General features: G+C 69.6%; 15 protein-coding genes. 9 read left to right on the forward strand and 6 right to left on the reverse strand.

The annotated features are described in order from the left end of the window. The first annotated feature begins 271 nt into the window (after positions 1–271). From ACQPZQ_RS19120 to ACQPZQ_RS19130, 3 genes are all read left to right on the forward strand, one after another. Complete coding sequence (locus ACQPZQ_RS19120) at positions 272–1,222, forward strand: NAD(P)/FAD-dependent oxidoreductase (protein WP_433299287.1); 951 nt, start codon at positions 272–274, stop codon at positions 1,220–1,222. 81 nt (positions 1,223–1,303) lie between these two features. Beyond that, the gene (gene leuA, locus ACQPZQ_RS19125; RefSeq protein WP_433297639.1) at positions 1,304–3,121 is read left to right on the forward strand and encodes a 2-isopropylmalate synthase; all 1,818 of its coding nucleotides are present in this window, start codon (positions 1,304–1,306) and stop codon (positions 3,119–3,121) included. A 24-nt stretch (positions 3,122–3,145) separates the two neighbouring features. After that, the gene (locus ACQPZQ_RS19130; protein WP_433297642.1) at positions 3,146–3,913 is read left to right on the forward strand and encodes a FadR/GntR family transcriptional regulator; all 768 of its coding nucleotides are present in this window, start codon (positions 3,146–3,148) and stop codon (positions 3,911–3,913) included. On the opposite strand, the gene ACQPZQ_RS19135 is transcribed toward ACQPZQ_RS19130, so the two are convergent. Further along, on the reverse strand, positions 3,862–4,581 hold the full coding sequence (locus tag ACQPZQ_RS19135; RefSeq protein WP_433297645.1) for an ArsR/SmtB family transcription factor: 720 nt from the start codon (positions 4,579–4,581) through the stop codon (positions 3,862–3,864). The genes ACQPZQ_RS19130 and ACQPZQ_RS19135 overlap by 52 nt on opposite strands. Positions 4,582–4,681: 100 nt before the next feature. Between ACQPZQ_RS19135 and ACQPZQ_RS19140 the strand changes: the two genes are divergently transcribed. Then, positions 4,682–5,104: a nuclear transport factor 2 family protein gene (locus ACQPZQ_RS19140; RefSeq protein ID WP_433297647.1), complete on the forward strand. Its 423-nt coding sequence runs from the start codon at positions 4,682–4,684 to the stop codon at positions 5,102–5,104. Between the two features lie 3 nt (positions 5,105–5,107). On the opposite strand, the gene ACQPZQ_RS19145 is transcribed toward ACQPZQ_RS19140, so the two are convergent. Then, a complete protein-coding gene (locus tag ACQPZQ_RS19145; RefSeq protein WP_433297650.1) occupies positions 5,108–6,079 on the reverse strand; it encodes a hypothetical protein in 972 nt (323 codons plus the stop codon). Between the two features lie 208 nt (positions 6,080–6,287). Between ACQPZQ_RS19145 and ACQPZQ_RS19150 the strand changes: the two genes are divergently transcribed. From ACQPZQ_RS19150 to ACQPZQ_RS19160, 3 genes are all read left to right on the forward strand, one after another. Then, entirely contained in the window at positions 6,288–7,277 is a 990-nt protein-coding gene (locus tag ACQPZQ_RS19150) for a GlxA family transcriptional regulator (RefSeq protein ID WP_433297653.1), read from the forward strand. Between the two features lie 182 nt (positions 7,278–7,459). Next, a complete protein-coding gene (locus ACQPZQ_RS19155) occupies positions 7,460–10,273 on the forward strand; it encodes an AAA family ATPase (protein ID WP_433297656.1) in 2,814 nt (937 codons plus the stop codon). A 152-nt stretch (positions 10,274–10,425) separates the two neighbouring features. Beyond that, positions 10,426–11,460, forward strand: coding sequence for an LLM class flavin-dependent oxidoreductase (locus ACQPZQ_RS19160; RefSeq protein WP_433297658.1), 1,035 nt, complete (start codon positions 10,426–10,428; stop codon positions 11,458–11,460). A gap of 43 nt (positions 11,461–11,503) precedes the next feature. Here the strand turns inward: ACQPZQ_RS19160 and ACQPZQ_RS19165 are convergent, their stop codons facing one another. Further along, entirely contained in the window at positions 11,504–12,439 is a 936-nt protein-coding gene (locus ACQPZQ_RS19165; RefSeq protein ID WP_433297661.1) for an SDR family oxidoreductase, read from the reverse strand. Positions 12,440–12,634: 195 nt separating this feature from the next. Between ACQPZQ_RS19165 and ACQPZQ_RS19170 the strand changes: the two genes are divergently transcribed. Together ACQPZQ_RS19170 and ACQPZQ_RS19175 are read left to right on the forward strand one after the other, a co-directional pair. Further along, positions 12,635–13,918: an IS256 family transposase gene (locus tag ACQPZQ_RS19170; protein WP_433292910.1), complete on the forward strand. Its 1,284-nt coding sequence runs from the start codon at positions 12,635–12,637 to the stop codon at positions 13,916–13,918. A 417-nt stretch (positions 13,919–14,335) separates the two neighbouring features. Next, complete coding sequence (locus ACQPZQ_RS19175; protein ID WP_433297664.1) at positions 14,336–15,964, forward strand: ABC transporter substrate-binding protein; 1,629 nt, start codon at positions 14,336–14,338, stop codon at positions 15,962–15,964. 15 nt (positions 15,965–15,979) lie between these two features. Here the strand turns inward: ACQPZQ_RS19175 and ACQPZQ_RS19180 are convergent, their stop codons facing one another. The 3 genes from ACQPZQ_RS19180 to ACQPZQ_RS19190 all read right to left on the reverse strand — a co-directional run bounded on the left by ACQPZQ_RS19180 (position 15,980) and on the right by ACQPZQ_RS19190 (position 18,118). Then, positions 15,980–17,266: an SLC13 family permease gene (locus ACQPZQ_RS19180; protein ID WP_433297667.1), complete on the reverse strand. Its 1,287-nt coding sequence runs from the start codon at positions 17,264–17,266 to the stop codon at positions 15,980–15,982. 64 nt (positions 17,267–17,330) lie between these two features. After that, positions 17,331–17,789, reverse strand: a complete 459-nt coding sequence (locus ACQPZQ_RS19185; RefSeq protein ID WP_433297670.1) for a CBS domain-containing protein — start codon at positions 17,787–17,789, stop codon at positions 17,331–17,333. Between the two features lie 80 nt (positions 17,790–17,869). Beyond that, positions 17,870–18,118, reverse strand: a complete 249-nt coding sequence (locus ACQPZQ_RS19190) for a hypothetical protein (RefSeq protein WP_433297672.1) — start codon at positions 18,116–18,118, stop codon at positions 17,870–17,872. Positions 18,119–18,383 lie beyond the last annotated feature (265 nt).

Here is an 18,383-nt window from a genome sequence, read left to right on the forward strand (position 1 = left end):
GCGGCGCCGGGCGCGGAACCGCAGGATTCCCGGTGCCGAGCCGAATGTGGGGATAACCCCGGCCGGCCGGAGCATCCGCGAATCGCTTTGGGTACCCCCGACGGGGTTCCCGGGCAGGATCGCGCCGTCCGGGCCGATCGGCGGCCCGCCCTGGCGAATTTCACGTGCGCGGTCCGGCCGCATGGTGTCCGTGATCTCAGCAGATGGGAATATCTGGCCGAATCCTGGGACGTCGTGATGGTGTACAGCGGTGACTCGACAAGCAGTGGACGTGGTCGTTGTCGGTGGCGGTTCAGCTGGTCTGCAGGCCGCTCTCATGCTCGGACGGGCACGTCGAACCGTGACCGTTGTCGACGGAGGGAGGCCGCGCAATGCTGCTGCGAGCGCTGTGCACAACCTTCTCGGACACGAGGGCATCGCCCCGGATGCGCTGCTCGCACGAGGGCGGGCGGATGCCCTCCGCTACGGCGTCGAGATCGTGCCGGGTTCCGTGGTCGATGTGCGACGGCATGATCCGCACTGGCTGGTTCGCACCGAGGACGGCGCGCGGTGGCATGCCCGGGCGCTCCTGCTCGCCACCGGAATCGTGGAGGACCTTCCGGCAATCGACGGGCTGGCGAGCCGGTGGGGTCGTGACGTCGTCGCCTGCCCCTACTGCCACGGCTGGGAGGCGCGGGACAAGGCCGTCGCCGTGGTGGGGTCGGGGCCCCGGGCGTGGCAGCACCTGCTCCTGCTGCTGCGCTTCACGCCGGACCTGGCCCTGATCAGCAACGGCCCCGCCGGGCTGGACGAGGCCAGGCTCGAGTATCTGCGGCGTGCCGGCGTCGTGATCCGCGAGAATCCCGTCGCCCGTGTGGAGGTCGACGGAGACCGGCTCACCGCCGTTCGACTCGTCACCGGCGAGACGCTCCCTCGGGAGGCGCTGTTCGTGGTGACTGCCCGGCGTCAACCCTCGGATCTCGCCGCGCGGCTCGGTTGCCCGGTCCTCTCCGAAGGCCCGATGGCAGGTGCCATCGACGCCGACGCGACCGGGCGTACCAGCGTGCCGAACGTCTGGGCGGCCGGCAGCAGTGTCAATCCGGGCCTGACCGTCATCGGCGCCGCCGGTCATGCCAGCGCCGTGGCGATCGCGATCAACAACGCTCTGATCGACGAGGACGTGGCGCGGGAGATCGCGGGGTGGAACGCCGGCCAGGACGTCGTCGGCCGGCCGATGGGCTGACCGGCCGGCAATCGGGGCGCCGGCAATGGTGGGCTCGGATATCTGGTTGTCAGACAACCAGATGTCTCTTAGGTTGGGTCCATGGCAGGTTCACCGTCACTTCGCCCGAGCACGTCATTGCGCACGCCGCGTGGCCCGCGACCGGCCACCGCGCCCTGGTGGAACCGGCAGCGGGGCAGTGCGATGCCGTCGCACCGCTACCGGCCCGCCCACGACAGGGTCGACGTCCCCCTCATCGACAGGACGTGGCCCGAGCGGCGCATCACGGAGGCGCCGCTGTGGGTCCCCGTCGACCTTCGCGACGGCAACCAGGCTCTCGTCGAGCCCATGGATCTGGGGCGCAAGCGGCAGTTCTTCGAACTGCTGGTCGGGATGGGCTTCACCGAGATCGAGGTCGGTTACCCGTCAGCGAGCCAGGTGGAGTTCGACTTCGTCCGCGAGCTCGCGGACGAGCGACTCGTCCCCGAGGACGTCACGGCCGTCGTGTTCACCCCTGCTCGGGCGGAGCTGATCGACCGCACGATCGAGTCGATATCCGGCCTGCGCCGGGTGGTCGTGCACCTCTACACCGCCACGGCGCCGCTGTGGCGCAACACGGTGATCGGCGAGGGCCGGGTAGGGCTGGCGCGGCGCATCCGCGACGCGGCCGAGCGGATCGCACGCGCCGTGGACGGCTGGGACGCAGAGGTGCGTTTCGAGTTCTCCCCGGAGGTCTTCAACCTGACGGAGCCGGATTTCGCGCTCGAGGTGTGCAACATGGTGACGCAGGTGTGGGACGCGGATCGGGATCGCCCCGTGATCCACAACCTGCCCGCGACGGTGGAGATCTCCACGCCGAACGTCTACGCCGACCAGATCGAGTTCATGCACCGCAACCTGGACCGGCGGGAGGCGGTGATCCTCTCGGTGCACCCGCACAACGACAGAGGCACCGGAGTGGCGTGCGCAGAGCTGGCTCTGATGGCGGGTGCACAGCGCGTCGAGGGCTGCTTGTTCGGCAACGGTGAGCGCACCGGGAACGTGGACCTGGTGACGCTGGCACTGAACCTGCACACCCAGGGCGTCGATCCGCAGATCGACTTCTCCGACATCGACGAGATCAGGCGAGTGGTCGAACAGTGCAACCGGATCTCCGTCCATGAACGCCATCCCTACGGGGGCGATCTCGTGCACACCGCGTTCTCGGGCACACACCAGGATGCGATCAAGAAGGGGTTCGCCCGGCATGCGGCTCTCGCCGCGGAGCGCGGGATCGCCGAGGACGAGCTTGCGTGGGACGTGCCCTACCTGCCGATCGACCCCGCGGAGCTGGGACGCACGTACGAGGCGGTGATCAGGGTCAACAGCCAGTCCGGAAAGGGCGGCATCGCCTACCTGCTGCAGTCCCACGCCGGCCTCGTGCTGCCCCGCCGCCTCCAGATCGACTTCGCCGCGGTCGTGCAACGCCTCACGGACCGCACCGGCGCGGAGATCGGCCCGGAGGAGCTGTGGAGCGTGTTCCAGCAGGAGTACGTGGAGCCCGGCACGACGTCCGGGCCGGGTGCCGTCGACCTCCACGACTGGGGAACATGGCAGTTGCGGACAGGTCAGCACCTGTTCGCCGCCCAGGTGAGCACCGGAGGTCCGGTGCGCGCGGTCGAGGGGACCTCCGCGGGCCCGCTCGCGGGCTTGGCCGAGGGCCTTGCAACAGTGGGCATCGACGTCGACGTCCTCGACTTCCAGGAGCAGACCACGTCACCCGGGCGGGAGAGCGTCGCGGCCGCATACGCGTTGTGCCGTGTGAACGGGGTCGATGCCTGGGGCGTCGGGCTGGACGCGTCGGTGCTCACTGCGTCGGTGCACGCCGTGATCGCCGCCGTGAACCGCGCCGCGCCCGAAAAGCTCGATGCCGAACGATAGGTTCACGCCGGGGGCGAGCTACGAATGGTGACGGAGGCGATGGTGGCGGTTCAGCCGGTGCGGCGCCGATCTCTCGTCGAGCAGGCGACCAGCGAGCTGAGCCGTCTCATCGCCTCCGGCGAATGGCCGGTGGGTAGCAGAGTGCCGGGCGAAGTGATGTTGAGCAGGCAGCTCGGCGTGAGCAGGCCGACGGCGCGTGAGGCGATGCGCGCTCTGATCACGACGGGCCAGCTCGAGACCAGGCACGGGCTGGGCACGATCGTGGTCTCGGCAACCCCGCTCCCCGCGCTGGAACAGCGTTTGCGGCGGGCTGCGATCGCCGAGGTCTACGAGGTGCGGGCCGCACTCGAAGTCGAGGCGGCCGAGCTTGCGGCACAGCGCCGCACCCCCGAGGACGTCGATCGGATGCGCCATGCGCTCGCGGAGCGGGACGCCGCGACGTCCGCGGCCGAGCTTGTCGAAGCCGACCTCAAGTTTCACACCGCGGTCGTGGCCGCCGCCCACAACAACGTGCTCGTCGAGGTGTTCGGGTCGTTCCTCGGAGCGTTGCGCAATGCGGCGGAGGACATCGTCGCGGACAGCACCCTGCGAACCCCCGACGAGGTCGCCGCAGTGGAAGCCGCCCACCATGCACTCGTCGACGCGATCGCCGACGGCGACGCCGATGCAGCCGTCGTGGCGACCCGGAGGAACGTGCACGCCACTCTGGTACGTCTGCGCGGCGAGATGCAGTCAGTCGGTCAGCGCGATCCGTCCGAACTCGACAACCACGCGTCGAGCCGGCGGTCGTAGTCCGGAGCGACGCGCAGGCTCCGCCCGGTCGCCCGGCTGACCCATCCCAGATCGAGCATCCTGCGAGTGAGCGCGGCGGGAAGCGCGCCGGCCAGGTGCGGGCGCCGTTGGGTCCAGTCCAGGCAGGTCCGGGCGAAGACCCGCCGCGTCCTGTCCAGCTCCGGCAGCTCGACCCCCATATCCGCCATGAGGCGACGTCCGGCCGCGGTCAGCTCGTGATCACGGTCGTCGAGCATCCGGAGGGCGTCGACGGCGAGCAAGCGGTCGCGCAGCTCGACTCCGCGCCGCCCGGCGAGGTGGTCGTAGCAGGTGCGCGCCTCGGCGAGCGTCCGGGCGGCTCGATCGCTTCGCAGCGAGCGAACCGGTGTGGCCGGCGCGAGCTGCGCAACTGCTTCCACGGCGGCGGCCACCTGTGGTCCCGCCAGCTCGTGATAGCGGTGCCGGCCCTGCGAGCGCACCACGACCAGGCCACCCTCGACCAGCCGTCGCAGATGCGCGGTCGCGGTGGCTGGATGCACGCCGGCACGACGGGCGAGATCGCCGGCGGGTAGCGAGCGGCCCTCGGCCAGCGCGGCGAGCATCACGATCCGCGTCGGGTCGCCGATCAGCGACGCCACCGGCGCCAGATCCCGATCGAGAACGCGCCCCGCCGTCGGTTCGCTCGTCATGCCATCACAGTGCCACAGCCACGATTGGGTCCGGAGCAAAACGTTGCGCGCCTAGCGTCGAACTCGTCAGCTGATCAACGACAGGAAGAGGGTGGCGACCATGGCCGAGCCGACGACGGCCGAGGGGCGAATCGAGCACATCTTCACCGCCTGGGACGAGGCGCTCGGAGCCAAGGATCTGGACGCCGCGATGGCGCTTTACCAGCCCGACGCGACCTTGGAGAGCCCACTGGTCTGCTACCTGCTGGGCACCGACGAGGGCATCGTGCGCGGCCGAGAGAACCTGCGGCGGTTCGTGGAGAAGGTGTTCTCCCACCAGCCCGAGAAGCGCCGCCGGTTCCGTGGCGGATTGCTGACCGACGGCTCCCGGCTCACCTGGGAGTACCCGCGGGAGTCTCCGGATGGAGACCAGATGGACATCGTCGAGATGATGGAGATCCGCGACGGTCTCATCGCCCACCACCGCGTCTACTGGGGCTGGCTCAGTGTCGGCACGCTCACCAATGGAGACCACCCCAGATGAGAATCACGTGTCCATCCGCTGAAGGCGCCGCGCATCTCGCCTGCCCGCGGCGACCACTGCCGCGGCACCGGCCACGACGAGCGCCACCAGTAGGCCTGCGACCACCATCGTGAGTCCGTCGGGGCGCAGCAGCGGCTGGCCGCGCAACGCCTGCCACAACGTGAGGCAGGTGAACCCCGCGTACCCGGCGGAGGCCACGACGACGAGTCGGGTGCGGACGGTCTCTGCGCGGAGCAGGACGGCCCGCCCGGCCACCAGCGACAGCAGCATGGCGAGCAGTGGCAGCGCCTGCAGCGCGTGGATGCCGACGAAGTGCGCGATCCGTAGGTCGCCCCCGGTGGTGCTCCATCCGGTGACCGGCATGATCGGTCCACTGTGGGCGACGCCCACGCTGTGCCCTCCGATGATCCCGGCGAAACCGCCGTCGCGCAGCGAGTCCTGCTGTGCGGCGGTCGGCCGGGTCATCAGGAAGGCCATGCCCATTCCGAACAGAGAGATGACGGTGCCGGCGCGGACGGCCCAGGTGAGCGGGCGGCCGCCGATCTGCCTACGAACCAGGAAGACAGCGACCACGAGGTTGGCGAGCCAGAGCACGATGATCGACGTGGCCATGGTTCCCCACAAGGCGGCGTCGAGTGCGGTGGCAACGTTGAAGTGGCTCTGCCGGCCGCGCACCACCTGGCCGACGATGATCACGTACTCGATCGCCAGAGCCGCTGCGATGATCGCCGCACTCCACCGCACGAGCCGGCGCCGGGGCAGGTAGGCCACCAGCCACGACCAGGTCAGGGCGTAGATCACGATCGACACCGCGAACTTGAACGGCTTGTACCAGATCGGCGCACCGACCAGGACGCGACCGTCGAACGCGATCCCGGCGAGCGAGATCACGACGAACGGCGTGGTCGCGGCCGCGACGAGCAGCAGCGGCCGGTGCCACTCCCGGACGTCCGGCCACGGAGTCGTGTCGTGCATCCCTGCCATCTCCCTGTCGTCGCCGGAGGGGCCGTCGCGCAGTTGCGACGCAGCGCCTGCCGGGAGCATCGACGGGTCCGGAGGTTCGGTGATCGGGGCGCGCGCGGCTCGTCCGATTCGCTGGGATTCCTGTCCGTACTGATCGGATAGGCCGATTCGGAGGGATCAGCCGTACAGCGCGATCACCGATCGCCCGTACGGTGTTGCCATGGTGGGGCGGCTGATCGTCGTCGTCGGATTCGACGGCATCGAGCTCGTCGACGTCGCGTGTGTGACGACCGGGTTCGACTATGCCAACCGGATGGGTGCCGACCCGGCGTACCAGGTCGTGTTCGCGACGCCGCTGGGCCGGCCGGTGCGGTGCGACTCCGGGCTCGAGCTGAGCGGGCAGGGCCGGATCGACGCGATGGGCGGCCCGATCGACACCTTGGTGGTCTCGGGTGGACAAGGACACGAGGCCGCCGCCACCAACCCCCGGTTCGTGGGCCAGGTGCTGCGGCTCGCCGGGCTGTCACGGCGGGTCGCCTCGGTGTGCACAGGGGCGACCGTGCTGGCCGCCACCGGGTTGCTCGACAACCGCCGGGCCACAACGCACTGGCACGAGGCCGGACGGCTCGCCGCGCGCTATCCCCAGGTGCACGTCGACCCGGCGCCGATCTTCGTCCGGGACGGCGCGGTCGCGACGTCCGGCGGGGTCACGGCAGCTCTGGATCTCACGCTGTCCTTCATCGAGGAGGACCACGGGGCCGAGATCGCCCGCCGCGTCGCCGTCGGCATGGTCACCTACCTGAAGCGTCCCGGGAGTCAGGCGCAGGTGAGCCTGTTCACCACGACCCTGCGCTCCGACCAGGTTCTCGTGCAGCGGGTCATCGACCATGTGATCAGTCACCTCGACGGCGATCTCGGCGTCGCCCGCCTGGCCGCGTTCGCCGGGGTGAGTGAGCGGCATCTGAGCCGCCTGTTCGTCGAACACGTCGGCCGGACCCCCTCACGGCTGGTCCGCGATGCGCGCCTGGAGGCGGCCTCCCAGTTGCTCACCGGAACCCGCGAGCCGGTCGCGGTTATCGCCCGCCGGTGCGGGTTCGCCTCCGCTGAATCCTTGCGGCAGGCGTTCGTGGCGTGGGCGGGAGTCTCGCCGTCGCAGTTCCGATCCAGCCGGGCCGGGCTCGGGGGGATCGTCGGCGATATGGATCGGTGAACTCCGGAACAGGCGAGATCGGCCGGTAACGCCGGCCACTCAGTTCGATCCATGGCGGTTGTATCCGGGGACCGGGCCGCGAATACTGCGAAAACGGTGGCTGCCGTATCCGAGATCAGTGGGAGGCGCCGACATGATCCGCATTATCGGGCAATACCCGATTTGTTGTCGTAGGCCGCCGGATGTTGCGGCTGTTCTCCTGGCATGCACAAGCCGACGGATCCGGTTGTCTCGTCGTGCTTGACCGGCGCAGCGAGCGTCGGGTGCTCCACGAGCTGCTCGACGCGGTGAGGTCGGGCGAGAGCCGGGCACTGGTGGTGCACGGTCAGCTCGGTGTGGGCAAGACGGTGCTGCTGGACCATCTGGTCGATCAGGCGTGGGGTTGTCGGGTAGAACGCGTCTCGGGTGTCCAGGCGGAGATGGAGCTGGCCTTCGCCGGGTTGCGCCAGCTGTGCGAGTCGATGCTGAGCGGGGTGGAGCGGCTGCCCGGTCCGCACCAGGAGGCGCTGTCCACGGCTTTCGGGCTGTGCGGCGGGCAGCCGCCGGACCGGTTCCGCGTGGGTCTGGCGGTGCTGGATCTGTTCGCCGAGGTGGCCAGGGAGCGGCCGCTGGTGTGCGTCGTCGATGACGTGCAGTGGCTGGACACGGCATCGGTTCAGGCACTGACCTTCGTGGCGCGTCGGCTGGGAGTGGAGTCGGTCGCGGTGGTCGTGGCGGTTCGCGAGTCCGCGGACGTGCCGGAGTTCGCTGGTCTGCCCGAGCTGGCGGTCACGGGTCTGCCCGACGAGGAGGCGCGGGCGCTGTTGAGCTCGGCACTCGTCTGGCCGGTGGACGAGCAGGTACGGGATCGGATCGTGGCCGAGACGCGGGGGAACCCGCTGGCCCTCGTGGAGCTGTCGCGGGGACTTGCACAGGGCGAGCTGGCCGGCGGGTTCGGGCCGGTGAGCACGGCGGCCCTGCCGTCCCGGATCGAGGCGGGCTTCCGACGGCAGCTCAGGCAGCTGGGGGCGGATACGCAGCGGTACTTGCTGGTTGCGTCCGCGGAGCCGCCGGGTGAGCCGCTACTGGTGTGGCGCGCTGCCCAGCGACTGCAGATCGGCATGGCGGCCAAGGCGGCGGCGATCAGAGCGGGCCTGGTCGAGATCAGGGAGCAGGTGCTGTTTCGTCATCCGCTGGAGCGTTGGGCGGTCTACCAGGCCGCGTCCGCGGAGGATCGGCGCAACGCTCACCGTGTCCTCGCGGAGGTCACCGATGCTGAGGCTGATCCGGACCGGCGGGCCTGGCATGCCGCGCAGGCCGCAGCGGAACCGGACGAAGATGTCGCGGCGGACCTCGAGCGCTCGGTAGGGCGAGCGCGGGAGCGCGGCGGACTGGCCGCGGCGGCGGCGTTCCTGGAACGTGCGGCGGAGCTGACGTCCGAGCCGGCGCGCCGGGCCGGGCGGGCACTCGCTGCGGCGCAGGCCAAACAGCAGGCCGGTCTGCCCAGCGCAGCCCTCGGCTTGGTGTCGGTGGCGGAGGCCGGCCCGCTGACGCCGCTGCAGCTGGCACAGGCCGACCTGCTGCACGCCCGGATCGCCTTCACCGTGCGCTGCAGCGACGCTCCTCCCTTGTTTCTCGAGGCGGCCGGCGAGCTCCGGTCGTCGGACGTGCGGCTGTCGCGCGAGACCTGTCTCGAGGCGCTGTCCACGGCGATGGTCGCCGATCCAACCGGCGGCGGCACGAGCCTGCAGGACGTGACCGAGGCCGCACGGTCCGCTCCTCCCGCGGAAACGCCCCCACGGCCCGTCGATCTCCTTCTCGACGGTCTGGTGGCACGGTTCACCGACGGCTACGCGGCCGGGATGCCGCTGATCCGCGACGCGCTCCGCGCCCTTCGCGAGCACATCTGCGCGCAGGACGCGCTCCGCTGGCACTGGCTCGCGTGCCCCTCGGCATCGCTGGCGTGGGACTTCGAGATCTGGGACGTGTTCACCGCTGATTTCGTCCAGCTCGCCCGGGAGGCCGGCGCGCTCGCCGTACTCACCGAGGCCATGAGCTCCCGCATTCTGGTGCACACCCTCGCGGGCGAACTGGAGGCGGCAGCCTCGCTGTGCAGCGAGCTGGAGTCGGTCACGGAGGCGACGGCAGGCCCGCCCGTTCCCTACGCCGCGTCGCTGGTTGCCGCGTGGCGCGGCCGCGAAGAGGAGGCCCGCCGCCTGACCGAGATCGCCACCGCGGAAGGGCGGCGCCGCGGCTACGCACTCGGGTTGACCATCACCGGCTGGGCGAAGGCGTTGCTGAGCAACAGCCTCGGCCAGTACGACGACGCGCTGGCCGCGGCCAGGGAGATCGGCGAGCAACATCCCGAGGAACTGGGCATGCCCACCTGGGCCGCCGAGGTCGAGCTGATCGAGGCGGCCACTCGCAGCGGGAAGCCGGAACAGGCCATCGCGTCCCTCGAACGCATCACCGAGACGACCGGCGCCTGCGGCACCGACTGGGGGCTGGGCATGGCTGCCCGCTCACGGGCGTTGATGATCGATGGCCCCGCGGCCGAGGATGCCTACTGCGAGGCGATCGACCGTCTCGCCCGTGCCGGTGTCCGGAGCGAGCTTGCCCGCGCACACCTGGTCTACGGCGAATGGTTACGCCGCGAACAACGTCGCACGGACGCGCGCCGGCACCTGCGCACGGCGTACGAGATGTTCGCGGCGATGGGCGCCGAGGCGTTCGCCCGGCGCGCCGCGCGCGAGCTGGAGGCGAGCGGCGAGCCCGCCCCACGACAGGCAGCCGAGACCACCAGCGAGCTCACCGCCCAGGAGATGCAAGTCGTACGCCTCGTGCGGGAGGGCCTCACGAACTCCGAGATCGCCGCCCGGCTCTTCCTCAGCCCTCGCACCATCGAGTGGCACATGACCAACATCTTCGGAAAGCTCCAGATCACCTCACGCAGGCAGCTCCGCCGCTCTTCCTCCGGTGGCGTCGACCCCATGGCGCACCGTCGATCATCTCGCTGAAAGTAGCGGGCCCGATCAGTTGCTGCGGATCGCCTCGATTGCACGTGAATGCGATTCCGGCAACCTCGATCTCACTCTGCCGGAGTCGTCCACGGATGCTGGATACTGCGGCGGACAGCGGGTTTCGGACATTGCGGCAAAGGAGACGGTTTGTGAAATTCGGAGTATTCGACCATCTCGACCGTGCGGGTGGGCCCGATACCGATATCGGGCAGCAGTATGCCGACCGGCTCGCGCTGACCGAGATTTACGATCGGGCCGGGTTGTACGCCTACCATGTGGCCGAGCACCACGGCACGCCACTCGGCATGGCGCCGTCGCCGGGCTTGTTCCTCGCCGCGGTTGCCCAGCGGACCACCCGTCTGCGGTTCGGCCCGCTGGTCTCCATCCTGGGCCTTCAGCATCCCCTGCGGATTCTCGAGGAGATGTGCATGCTGGATCAGCTCAGCGGTGGCCGCCTGGAGCTCGGCATCGGGCGCGGCGCCTCTCCGCTCGAGCTCGGCTTCTTCGACGTCACCCCGGACGACGCTGCCGAGATCTACCGGGAAACGGTCGAGATCCTGCTCGCCGGCGCCGATTCCGGGCGGATCAGCGCCGACGGTCCGCGGTTCGTGCTCCGCGGCGTGCCACTGCATCTGACGCCGGTCCAGCGTCCCCACCCGCCGCTCTGGTATGGCGCTTCCCGGCCGGAGTCGGCACGGTGGGCCGCGGAACGCGACGTCAACATCGTCGTCGGGGGTGCCACGCCCTCCGACATCCGACGGCTCACCGACGCCTACCGCGCAGCATGGTCCCGAGCAGGGAAGACGTCCGCGCTTCCGCTGCTCGGGATGAGCCGGCACGTGGTCATCGCCGACACGGACGCCGAGGCACGTGACGCCGCCCGCCCGGCGTACGAGCTGTGGTACGACCACCTCACGCTGTTGTGGCGGGAGAACGACGTCCCTTTCCCGCTGCCCTTCGCGCCGTCTTTCGAGGCCGCCGTCTCCACGGGAATGTGCCTGGTCGGTTCCGCGGCGACGGTCCGCGAAGCCGCGCTCAGGGAGACCGCGGAGGCCGGGGTGAACTACGTGCTCTGCCGCCTCGCCTTCGGTGACCTGCCGCTGGAGGTGTCGAAGCGATCGGTTGCGCTGCTGGCCGACGAGGTGATGCCGGCGTTCCCGGAACTGAATGAGGGCGCGGCCTGATACCCGGTGAGGGTGGTGGCGCCCGGTGCCGATCGCGATCCGGTCAGCGGTGCGTGGCCCAGCTGTCGGGTCGGGAACCGTCGATGTCGGTGAAGCCGTATTCGCGGGCGAGATCCGCGGACGTGACGGAATGCTGGTTCCAGCGTGCCCGGTCGGGGTCGGCGGCGAGCGCTGCGACTGCGCGTCCGACGTATCGGGGCGACTCCGAGGAGTCGAACCCGTCGGGCGCCGACGGGTAGCCCTCGACGAGACCGGGCTCCAGGGCATCGCGCCAGTTGTCTTCGGTGACGCCGAAGTTGTCGAGCATCATCTCCGACCGCAGCCAGCCCGGGGTGATGGCGACGGCGGCCGCGCCGTGGTCTGCGAGCTCGTGACCCTGGGAGAAGGCCAGCCGGTTCACCGCCACCTTCGCCAGGTCGTAGAACGCCGAGATCCGGTACCGGTCGGCGTTGAAGGCGGTGGTGCCGTCGGTGACCTCGACGAGCAGCCCGCCAGGGCGCTCGATCAGGAGCGGCAGCAGGTGATGCGATGTGATCAGGTGGGTGTCGATGGCCAGCCGCAGGATGCGCAGACCGCGGTCCAGGTCGTGTTGCCAGATGGGGGTGTTCCATTCCTGGGGCCGGCCTTTGAGCACCTCCGCTCCCCAGATGTCGTTCACGAGCACGTCGATGTGGCCGTGGTCGTCGCGGACGCGATCGGCGAGGCGTCGCACCTGGTCGGACTCGAGGTGATCGACCTGCATCGCGATCCCGACCCCGCCGAGTCGGGTGACCAGTTCGGCGGTCTCCTCGATGGTCTCGGCGCGGTCGTAGTCGGACCGGATCGTCCCGACGCCGGTCGCGCTGCTGCGTCCGGTGCAGACGACCGTGGCGCCTGCCTCGCCCAGTGCCGCGGCGATTCCGCGCCCTGCACCGCGGGTCGCCCCGGCGACCACGGCGACCCGATCACGAAGCGCCTCACGATCCGGCGTCCACGCCACGGGCGAAGGGTGTCAGAAAGCCGGGATCACAGCGAGCCTCTGTGCGTTCCATGATCTGATGAGCAGGCTCGTCACAGGTAGGCGACGAGCAATGCTTGAAACCTGTGGATCACGAGGGTGGGTCGTACCCTCCCGGTGATCTTGAGGCTCTCAAGCAAGGCCGGCGCGCCAACGCCGGTCGGGAAGGTACGACCCGTGCTCACCGTAGTTCCTGGAGCTGCCGACGCCGATGACGACCGCCGGTGCGGTGGTGCGTCGTTGATCGACGAGCTCGTCCGCGAAGGCGCCCGCAGGATGCTGGCCGAAGCACTGCAGGCCGAGGTCGACGACTACATCGCCCGCCACATCGGCGAGCGCGATTCCAGCGGGCGCCGGCTGGTGGTGCGCAACGGCTCCCACCAGGCTCGCGAGGTCCTGACCAGCGCCGGGGCGGTGGAGGTGATCGCGCCTAGAGTCAACGATCGGCGCGTCGATCCCGAGACGGGCGAGCGGGCCCGGTTCTCCTCGGCGATCGTGCCGGCTTGGTGCCGCAAGACCCCGAAGGTCACCGAGGTGCTGCCGCTGCTCTACCTGCACGGCCTGTCCAGCGGAGACTTCGTGCCCGCCCTGGGGCAGTTCCTCGGCTCCTCGGCCGGCCTGTCGGCGCCGGTGATCACGAAGTTGACCGAGACATGGAAGGCCGAGCAGCGCGCGTTCGCCACCCGGGATCTGTCGGGTGTGGACTACGTCTATCTGTGGGTTGACGGGATCCACGTCAACATCCGCCTCGAGGAGCACAAGCTGTGCTTGCTCGTGATGATCGGCGTTCGCGCGGACGGGCGGAAGGAGCTCGTCGCGCTGACCGACGGCTACCGGGAATCTATGGAGTCCTGGGCGGATCTGCTGCGCGACTGCGCACGGCGCGGTATGCACGCCCCGGTCCTCGCGATGGGCGACGGCGCGCTCGGGTTCTGGGGCGCGCTGCGCGAGGTGTTCCCGACCACGCGGGAGCAGCGCTGCTGGTTCCACAAGATCGGCAACGTTCTGGGTGCGCTGCCCAAGAGCGCGCATCCCGGGGCGAAGAAGGCCCTCGCCGAGATTTGGAACGCCGAGGACAAGCAGCACGCCCTCGACGCCGTCACGTCGTTCAAGGCCGTCTACGGCGCGAAGTTCGGCAAGGCGGTCGCGAAGATCACTGATGACCTCGAGGTGCTGTTGGCGTTCTACGACTACCCGGCCGAGCACTGGATCCACCTGCGAACCACGAACCCCATCGAGTCGACCTTCGCGACCGTGCGGCACCGCACGAAGATCACTCGCGGTCCCGGCTCACGCGCGGCCGGGCTCGCGATGGCGTTCAAGCTCATCGAGGCCGCCCAGGACCGCTGGCGAGCGGTCAACGCCCCGCACCTCGTCGCGCTCGTCCGCGCCGGCGCGGTGTTCGTCAACGGCAAGCTCGTCGAACGACCCGACGAAACCCATCAACCCGAAGCAGCCTAAAAGATCTTCATCCACAGGTCTTGACGATTGCTCTAGGCGACCAGCGGCACGCCGCCATCAGCAATGCTGATGTCTCGGTAGAAGCAATGGGAGTTTCAGGTCCTCTGCGACGTCCGGTTACCGTTGCCGAACTCCGCCTTATTGCTTCTCGGAGGAGGGACGATGGTGTCCCAGCGGGATGCTGAGATATCGAAACGCGCTGGTCAGGGTCGTTGCCGCGATGAGTCCGGCCACTCGGCGGCGTCGTGGGTGTCTTGCAGTGCTTCCGAGCCGGATCCGCACTCCACATCGTGATGACCGACCAGCAGGGTCGGCCACCGACCGGATCGGGGACGAGGTGCTCTCGCCGGCGTTCGAGATGCCGGCGGTCGCTCCGCCCCGCGTGACTGCGTACCAGAACTCAACGAGGAGTTGCGCATGGTGCAGGTGTCGGGCCGTTGTTTACGAGCCCTCGGTGCGTTGGTCATGGCGATCAGCCTCGTGGTGCTCGCAGGCTGCGGGAGTGCAGGTCCGCCTGCGCCCGGGGCAGGGGGCGGATCCGCGATCGAGGCGGTCAATCCGTTCGGGGGCGATCCCGCGACCGAAGGGACGCCGAAGGCGGGTGGAAGCCTGCGGGTCGGGATGGACCGGGACATCGCGAGCTTCGACCCGACGGTGCAGAACGCGAACCCGGCTGCGTTCGCCGTCTACGACTCGCTGATGAAGCTGACGTCCGACGGCGGCGCCGAGCCCTATCTCGCGCAGTCGATGGACACGTCCGACGGCGGGCTCACCTGGCGCATGACCCTCCGTCCCGGCGTGATGTTCTCCGACGGGACGCCGCTGGACGCGAACGCCGTGATCCTCAACGTGCAGCGGCACATCGACAAGCCCACCTCTCCCGCCCGGCTCACCGCGCAGCGCATCGCCTCGATGCGCGCGGTCGATCCGATGACCGTCGAGTTCACACTGGACTCGCCACTGGGCTCGTTCCCCGTCGTGTTCGCGCAGCCGACCTTCACCGGCACCCTCGGGATGATCATCTCCCCGGCCGCGCTGCAGCAGTACGGCGACGACATCGGCCGCCACCCCGTCGGCGCCGGGCCGTTCACGCTCGCGGAGTGGGTGCCCGGCTCGCACGTCAAACTCGAACGCAACGGCAGCTACTGGCAGCAGGGCAAGCCGTATCTCGACGAGCTCGAGTTCCGTCCGCTGTCGGACACGGAGAGCCGGTACGCCTCCGTCCAGAACGGCGACGTCGACGTGATCCTCGCGGCCTACAACACCGAACTGGTGCGGGCGCTGCAGGAGCCGAACCTCAACGTGTACTACGGGCCGGGCGACAGCGGTGAGCTGCTGTACTTCAACTTCAACCGAGCCCCCTTCACCGACCGCCGCATGCGCGAGGCGGTGGTCCGAGCTCTCGACCTGCGCGGGCTCAGCGCGAGCCTCTACAACAACCAGTTGGTCACGGCACAGAGCCTCTTCGGCCCCGAAAGCCCGTACCACACCGACGCCGCCACACAGGCCTGGCCTTCCTTCGACCTGGAACGGGCCAAGCAGCTCGTCGACGAGTACCGGGCCGAGGGCGGCAGCACCTCGATCACGCTGAAGTCGACGACCGCCCGCGGGCAGTTCGGGGAGTTCGTCCAGGCACAGCTCGCCGCGGTGGGGATCACCGTGGACGTGCAGCTCTACGACCTGGCGCAGTACTCCGCCCAGGTCGTGCAGAGCGGTGACTTCGACCTGACCACGACGGTGAGCTCGTTCGACTCGCCCTATCCGGCGACCGAGCGGCTGTTCGGCAGCGGAGGCAGCGCGAACTACGGGAAGTACTCCAACCCGCAGGTGGACGCCCTGCTCGCCGAGGCCGCCAGCACGGCTGACGAGGGCGCGCGGACGAAGGCGTACCAGCAGTTGGAGCTGCTGGTGAACCAGGAGCTCGCGGTCTGCTGGCTCAGCAGGGCGTACCTCGCCACCGTGACGCGCACCGACGTGAAGGGCGTGGACCGCTACCTCTCGCGCGACATGTTCTACGCGTCGCTGTGGCTGGACCGTAGCGGCTGACCCACACGGCCGGAGCTACATGAAGTAGCGGAGGTACACATAGACCCAGGCCATCGTCGTGCTGAGGGCGGTGACGACAATTCCGTACCTGGTGAACTGCCAGAACGAGATGCGGTGGCCGGTGCGGGCGGCGATTCCGATGGCGACCACGTTGGCGCTGGCGGCAACGGCAGTGCCGTTGCCGCCGAAGTCGGCGCCGAGCGCGAACGCCCACCAGAGCGCCTGACCGGTGGCCGGGTCGGGAACCTGTGCGACGAGGCTCTCGACCACGGGGGCCATGGTGGCGACGTAGGGGATGTTGTCGAAGAAGGCGCCGAGGACGGCGGAGCCGAAGATGAGTGCCGTGGCTGCGCCGAACCAGTTGTCGCCCACCATCGTGACGGTCCACGTGCCGACGGTGGCGATGACCCCGGTGTGGACCAGCCCGGCCACCATGACGAACAACCCCATGAAGAACACGAGCGTGGGCCACTCGACCTCGCGCAGGGTGTCGGAGACGTCGGCGCCCGAGACGAGGAGCATCACCCCGGCTCCCACCAGGGCGATGATCGACGGTTCGAGGTGCAGCACGGAGTGCAGCCCGAAGCCCGCGATCACGAGAGCGAGCACGACGAGGCAGCGCACCAACAGGCGGGGATCGGTGATGGCGCGTCGTTCGTTGAGCGTCATCACCTCGGCGACGCGGTCCGGGTTGTACTGGAACGACCGCCGGAACAGCACCCGCGTGAAGAGCACGAACACGACGAAGATCACGACGACGATCGGCGCCATGTGGACGAGGAAGTCGTTGAATGACAGCCCGGCGCGGCTTCCGATGATGATGTTGGGCGGATCGCCGATGAGGGTGGCGGCGCCGCCGATGTTGGAGGCGAGCACCTCGGCGATGAGGTAGGGCTGCGCCGGGATGCGCAGGCGGTTGCACACCACGACGGTGACCGGGGCGACGAGCATGATCGTGGTGACGTTGTCCAGGAAGGGCGAGGCGATGGCCGTGATGGCCATCAGCATCACCATGAGCCGGTACGGGCGCCCCTGCGACCGCTTGGCAGCCCAGATCGCGAGGAAGTCGAACACCCCGGTCTGCTTGATGATGCCGACGATCACCATCATCCCGAACAGCAGGAAGATGACGTTCCAGTCGATGCCCTCGTGCTCGGAGAAGAACACCTCCGACCCGGGCGTGAGCCCGAGCACCGCCATCACCCCGGCGGCGATCAGCACGGTCTTGACCTTGTCCGCCTTCTCCGTGGCGATGTAGAAGAACGCGACGACGAAGATGCCCAGGGCGAGGACCGCGCTCATCGCGGGCACCCCGAATGCCGGCCCGTCCGCGGGTCGGCGGGCGGTGGGTTCGGATTCCCGCTGGTCAGCCGCCGGGTTCGGCGGCGGCCAGGGTGCGGAGCAGCCGGTCCAGTGTGATGGCCCCGATGAGAACGCCGGCTCGGTCGACGACCGCGACGAGCGGGCTGCGGACGCGTGCCATGAGCGCGGCGACCTCCAGCAGCGTCGCCTCCGGCGGCACGGTCGCCGGGCGGGCCGGTGGGCGCGGGAGACAGTCGCCGACGGTCAGGTCGCCGAGCTCCTGCCAGAACGCGTCCGCGTGGGGCTCGTCGATGGTCCGGACCAGCGCCGGGTCCTCCTGGTGCGTTCTGGGGACCGAGAGCCGCAGGACCTGCGTCCCGGGGAGCACCGTGCGCGGTCTCGACCGCTCGTCGACGATGATCAGGCCGGGGAGGCGGGCCTGCGCCATCAGCCGTACCGCGGCGGACACCAGGTCCGCGCTGGTCACGGTGGGCAGCTGCTCGACGATGTCGCCTGCCTTCATGGCGCCGCCCCCTTGCGCTCGGCCCGTCCGCGGCGGGCGATCGCCCGACCCTACGGGTCCTGTGCCCACCCCGAGCGTTGTCACATGCCACCTCCTTGCCTCGGTTGCCCGCGTGCGTGCCGGGCGCGCGTTCGTCGGCCCCCCGGGCCGGTGAGGTCGGCCAACCGGCGTTCGACCTCGGCGAGACGATCGGACATCGGACCGCTCTGCAGGACCTCCGCGAGCTCATCGGCCTCATCGGGCTCGATGACGATGTGCAGCCGTCCGCCGCGGGTGTGCACGTGGTGCACGGTCCCGCCGCCCGGCACCGTGGAACGGGTGATGTCCACCGTGGAAGGCTCGCCTCTCCCGGACGTGATGTGAACGAGTGGCGGCAGCGGGGCGGGCCGAGCGTCCTCCGCATGTCGGAACAGACGTCGGCACACTCGCGCCCATCTCCGTACCTCCCGTCCCGCTGCCGCCACCCGAGTCTCGGCAGGGCCGGGCCGACGCACCATCGGGTCCAGCACTCACCTGGAGCCGGGCACGGCATGTAGATCCGGTGACCGCGCCTCATCCCGGTGCGTAGCTGCTGGTGTCCGCCCCGGATGGACG

Origin of the sequence: Pseudonocardia sp. CA-142604, from assembly GCF_050948475.1 — a bacterium.
GTDB lineage: Bacteria > Actinomycetota > Actinomycetes > Mycobacteriales > Pseudonocardiaceae > Pseudonocardia > Pseudonocardia alaniniphila.

Excerpts from the sequence above, each read along its gene's own strand:
- leuA (WP_433297639.1), top strand. The coding sequence starts at position 1,304 with ATGGCAGGTTCACCGTCACTTCGCCCGAGCACGTCATTGCGCACGCCG.
- ACQPZQ_RS19130 (WP_433297642.1), top strand. The coding sequence starts at position 3,146 with ATGGTGACGGAGGCGATGGTGGCGGTTCAGCCGGTGCGGCGCCGATCT.
- ACQPZQ_RS19135 (WP_433297645.1), bottom strand. The coding sequence starts at position 4,581 with ATGACGAGCGAACCGACGGCGGGGCGCGTTCTCGATCGGGATCTGGCG.
- ACQPZQ_RS19140 (WP_433297647.1), top strand. The coding sequence starts at position 4,682 with ATGGCCGAGCCGACGACGGCCGAGGGGCGAATCGAGCACATCTTCACC.
- ACQPZQ_RS19145 (WP_433297650.1), bottom strand. The coding sequence starts at position 6,079 with ATGCACGACACGACTCCGTGGCCGGACGTCCGGGAGTGGCACCGGCCG.
- ACQPZQ_RS19150 (WP_433297653.1), top strand. The coding sequence starts at position 6,288 with ATGGTGGGGCGGCTGATCGTCGTCGTCGGATTCGACGGCATCGAGCTC.
- ACQPZQ_RS19155 (WP_433297656.1), top strand. The coding sequence starts at position 7,460 with ATGTTGCGGCTGTTCTCCTGGCATGCACAAGCCGACGGATCCGGTTGT.
- ACQPZQ_RS19175 (WP_433297664.1), top strand. The coding sequence starts at position 14,336 with ATGGTGCAGGTGTCGGGCCGTTGTTTACGAGCCCTCGGTGCGTTGGTC.
- ACQPZQ_RS19180 (WP_433297667.1), bottom strand. The coding sequence starts at position 17,266 with ATGAGCGCGGTCCTCGCCCTGGGCATCTTCGTCGTCGCGTTCTTCTAC.
- ACQPZQ_RS19185 (WP_433297670.1), bottom strand. The coding sequence starts at position 17,789 with ATGAAGGCAGGCGACATCGTCGAGCAGCTGCCCACCGTGACCAGCGCG.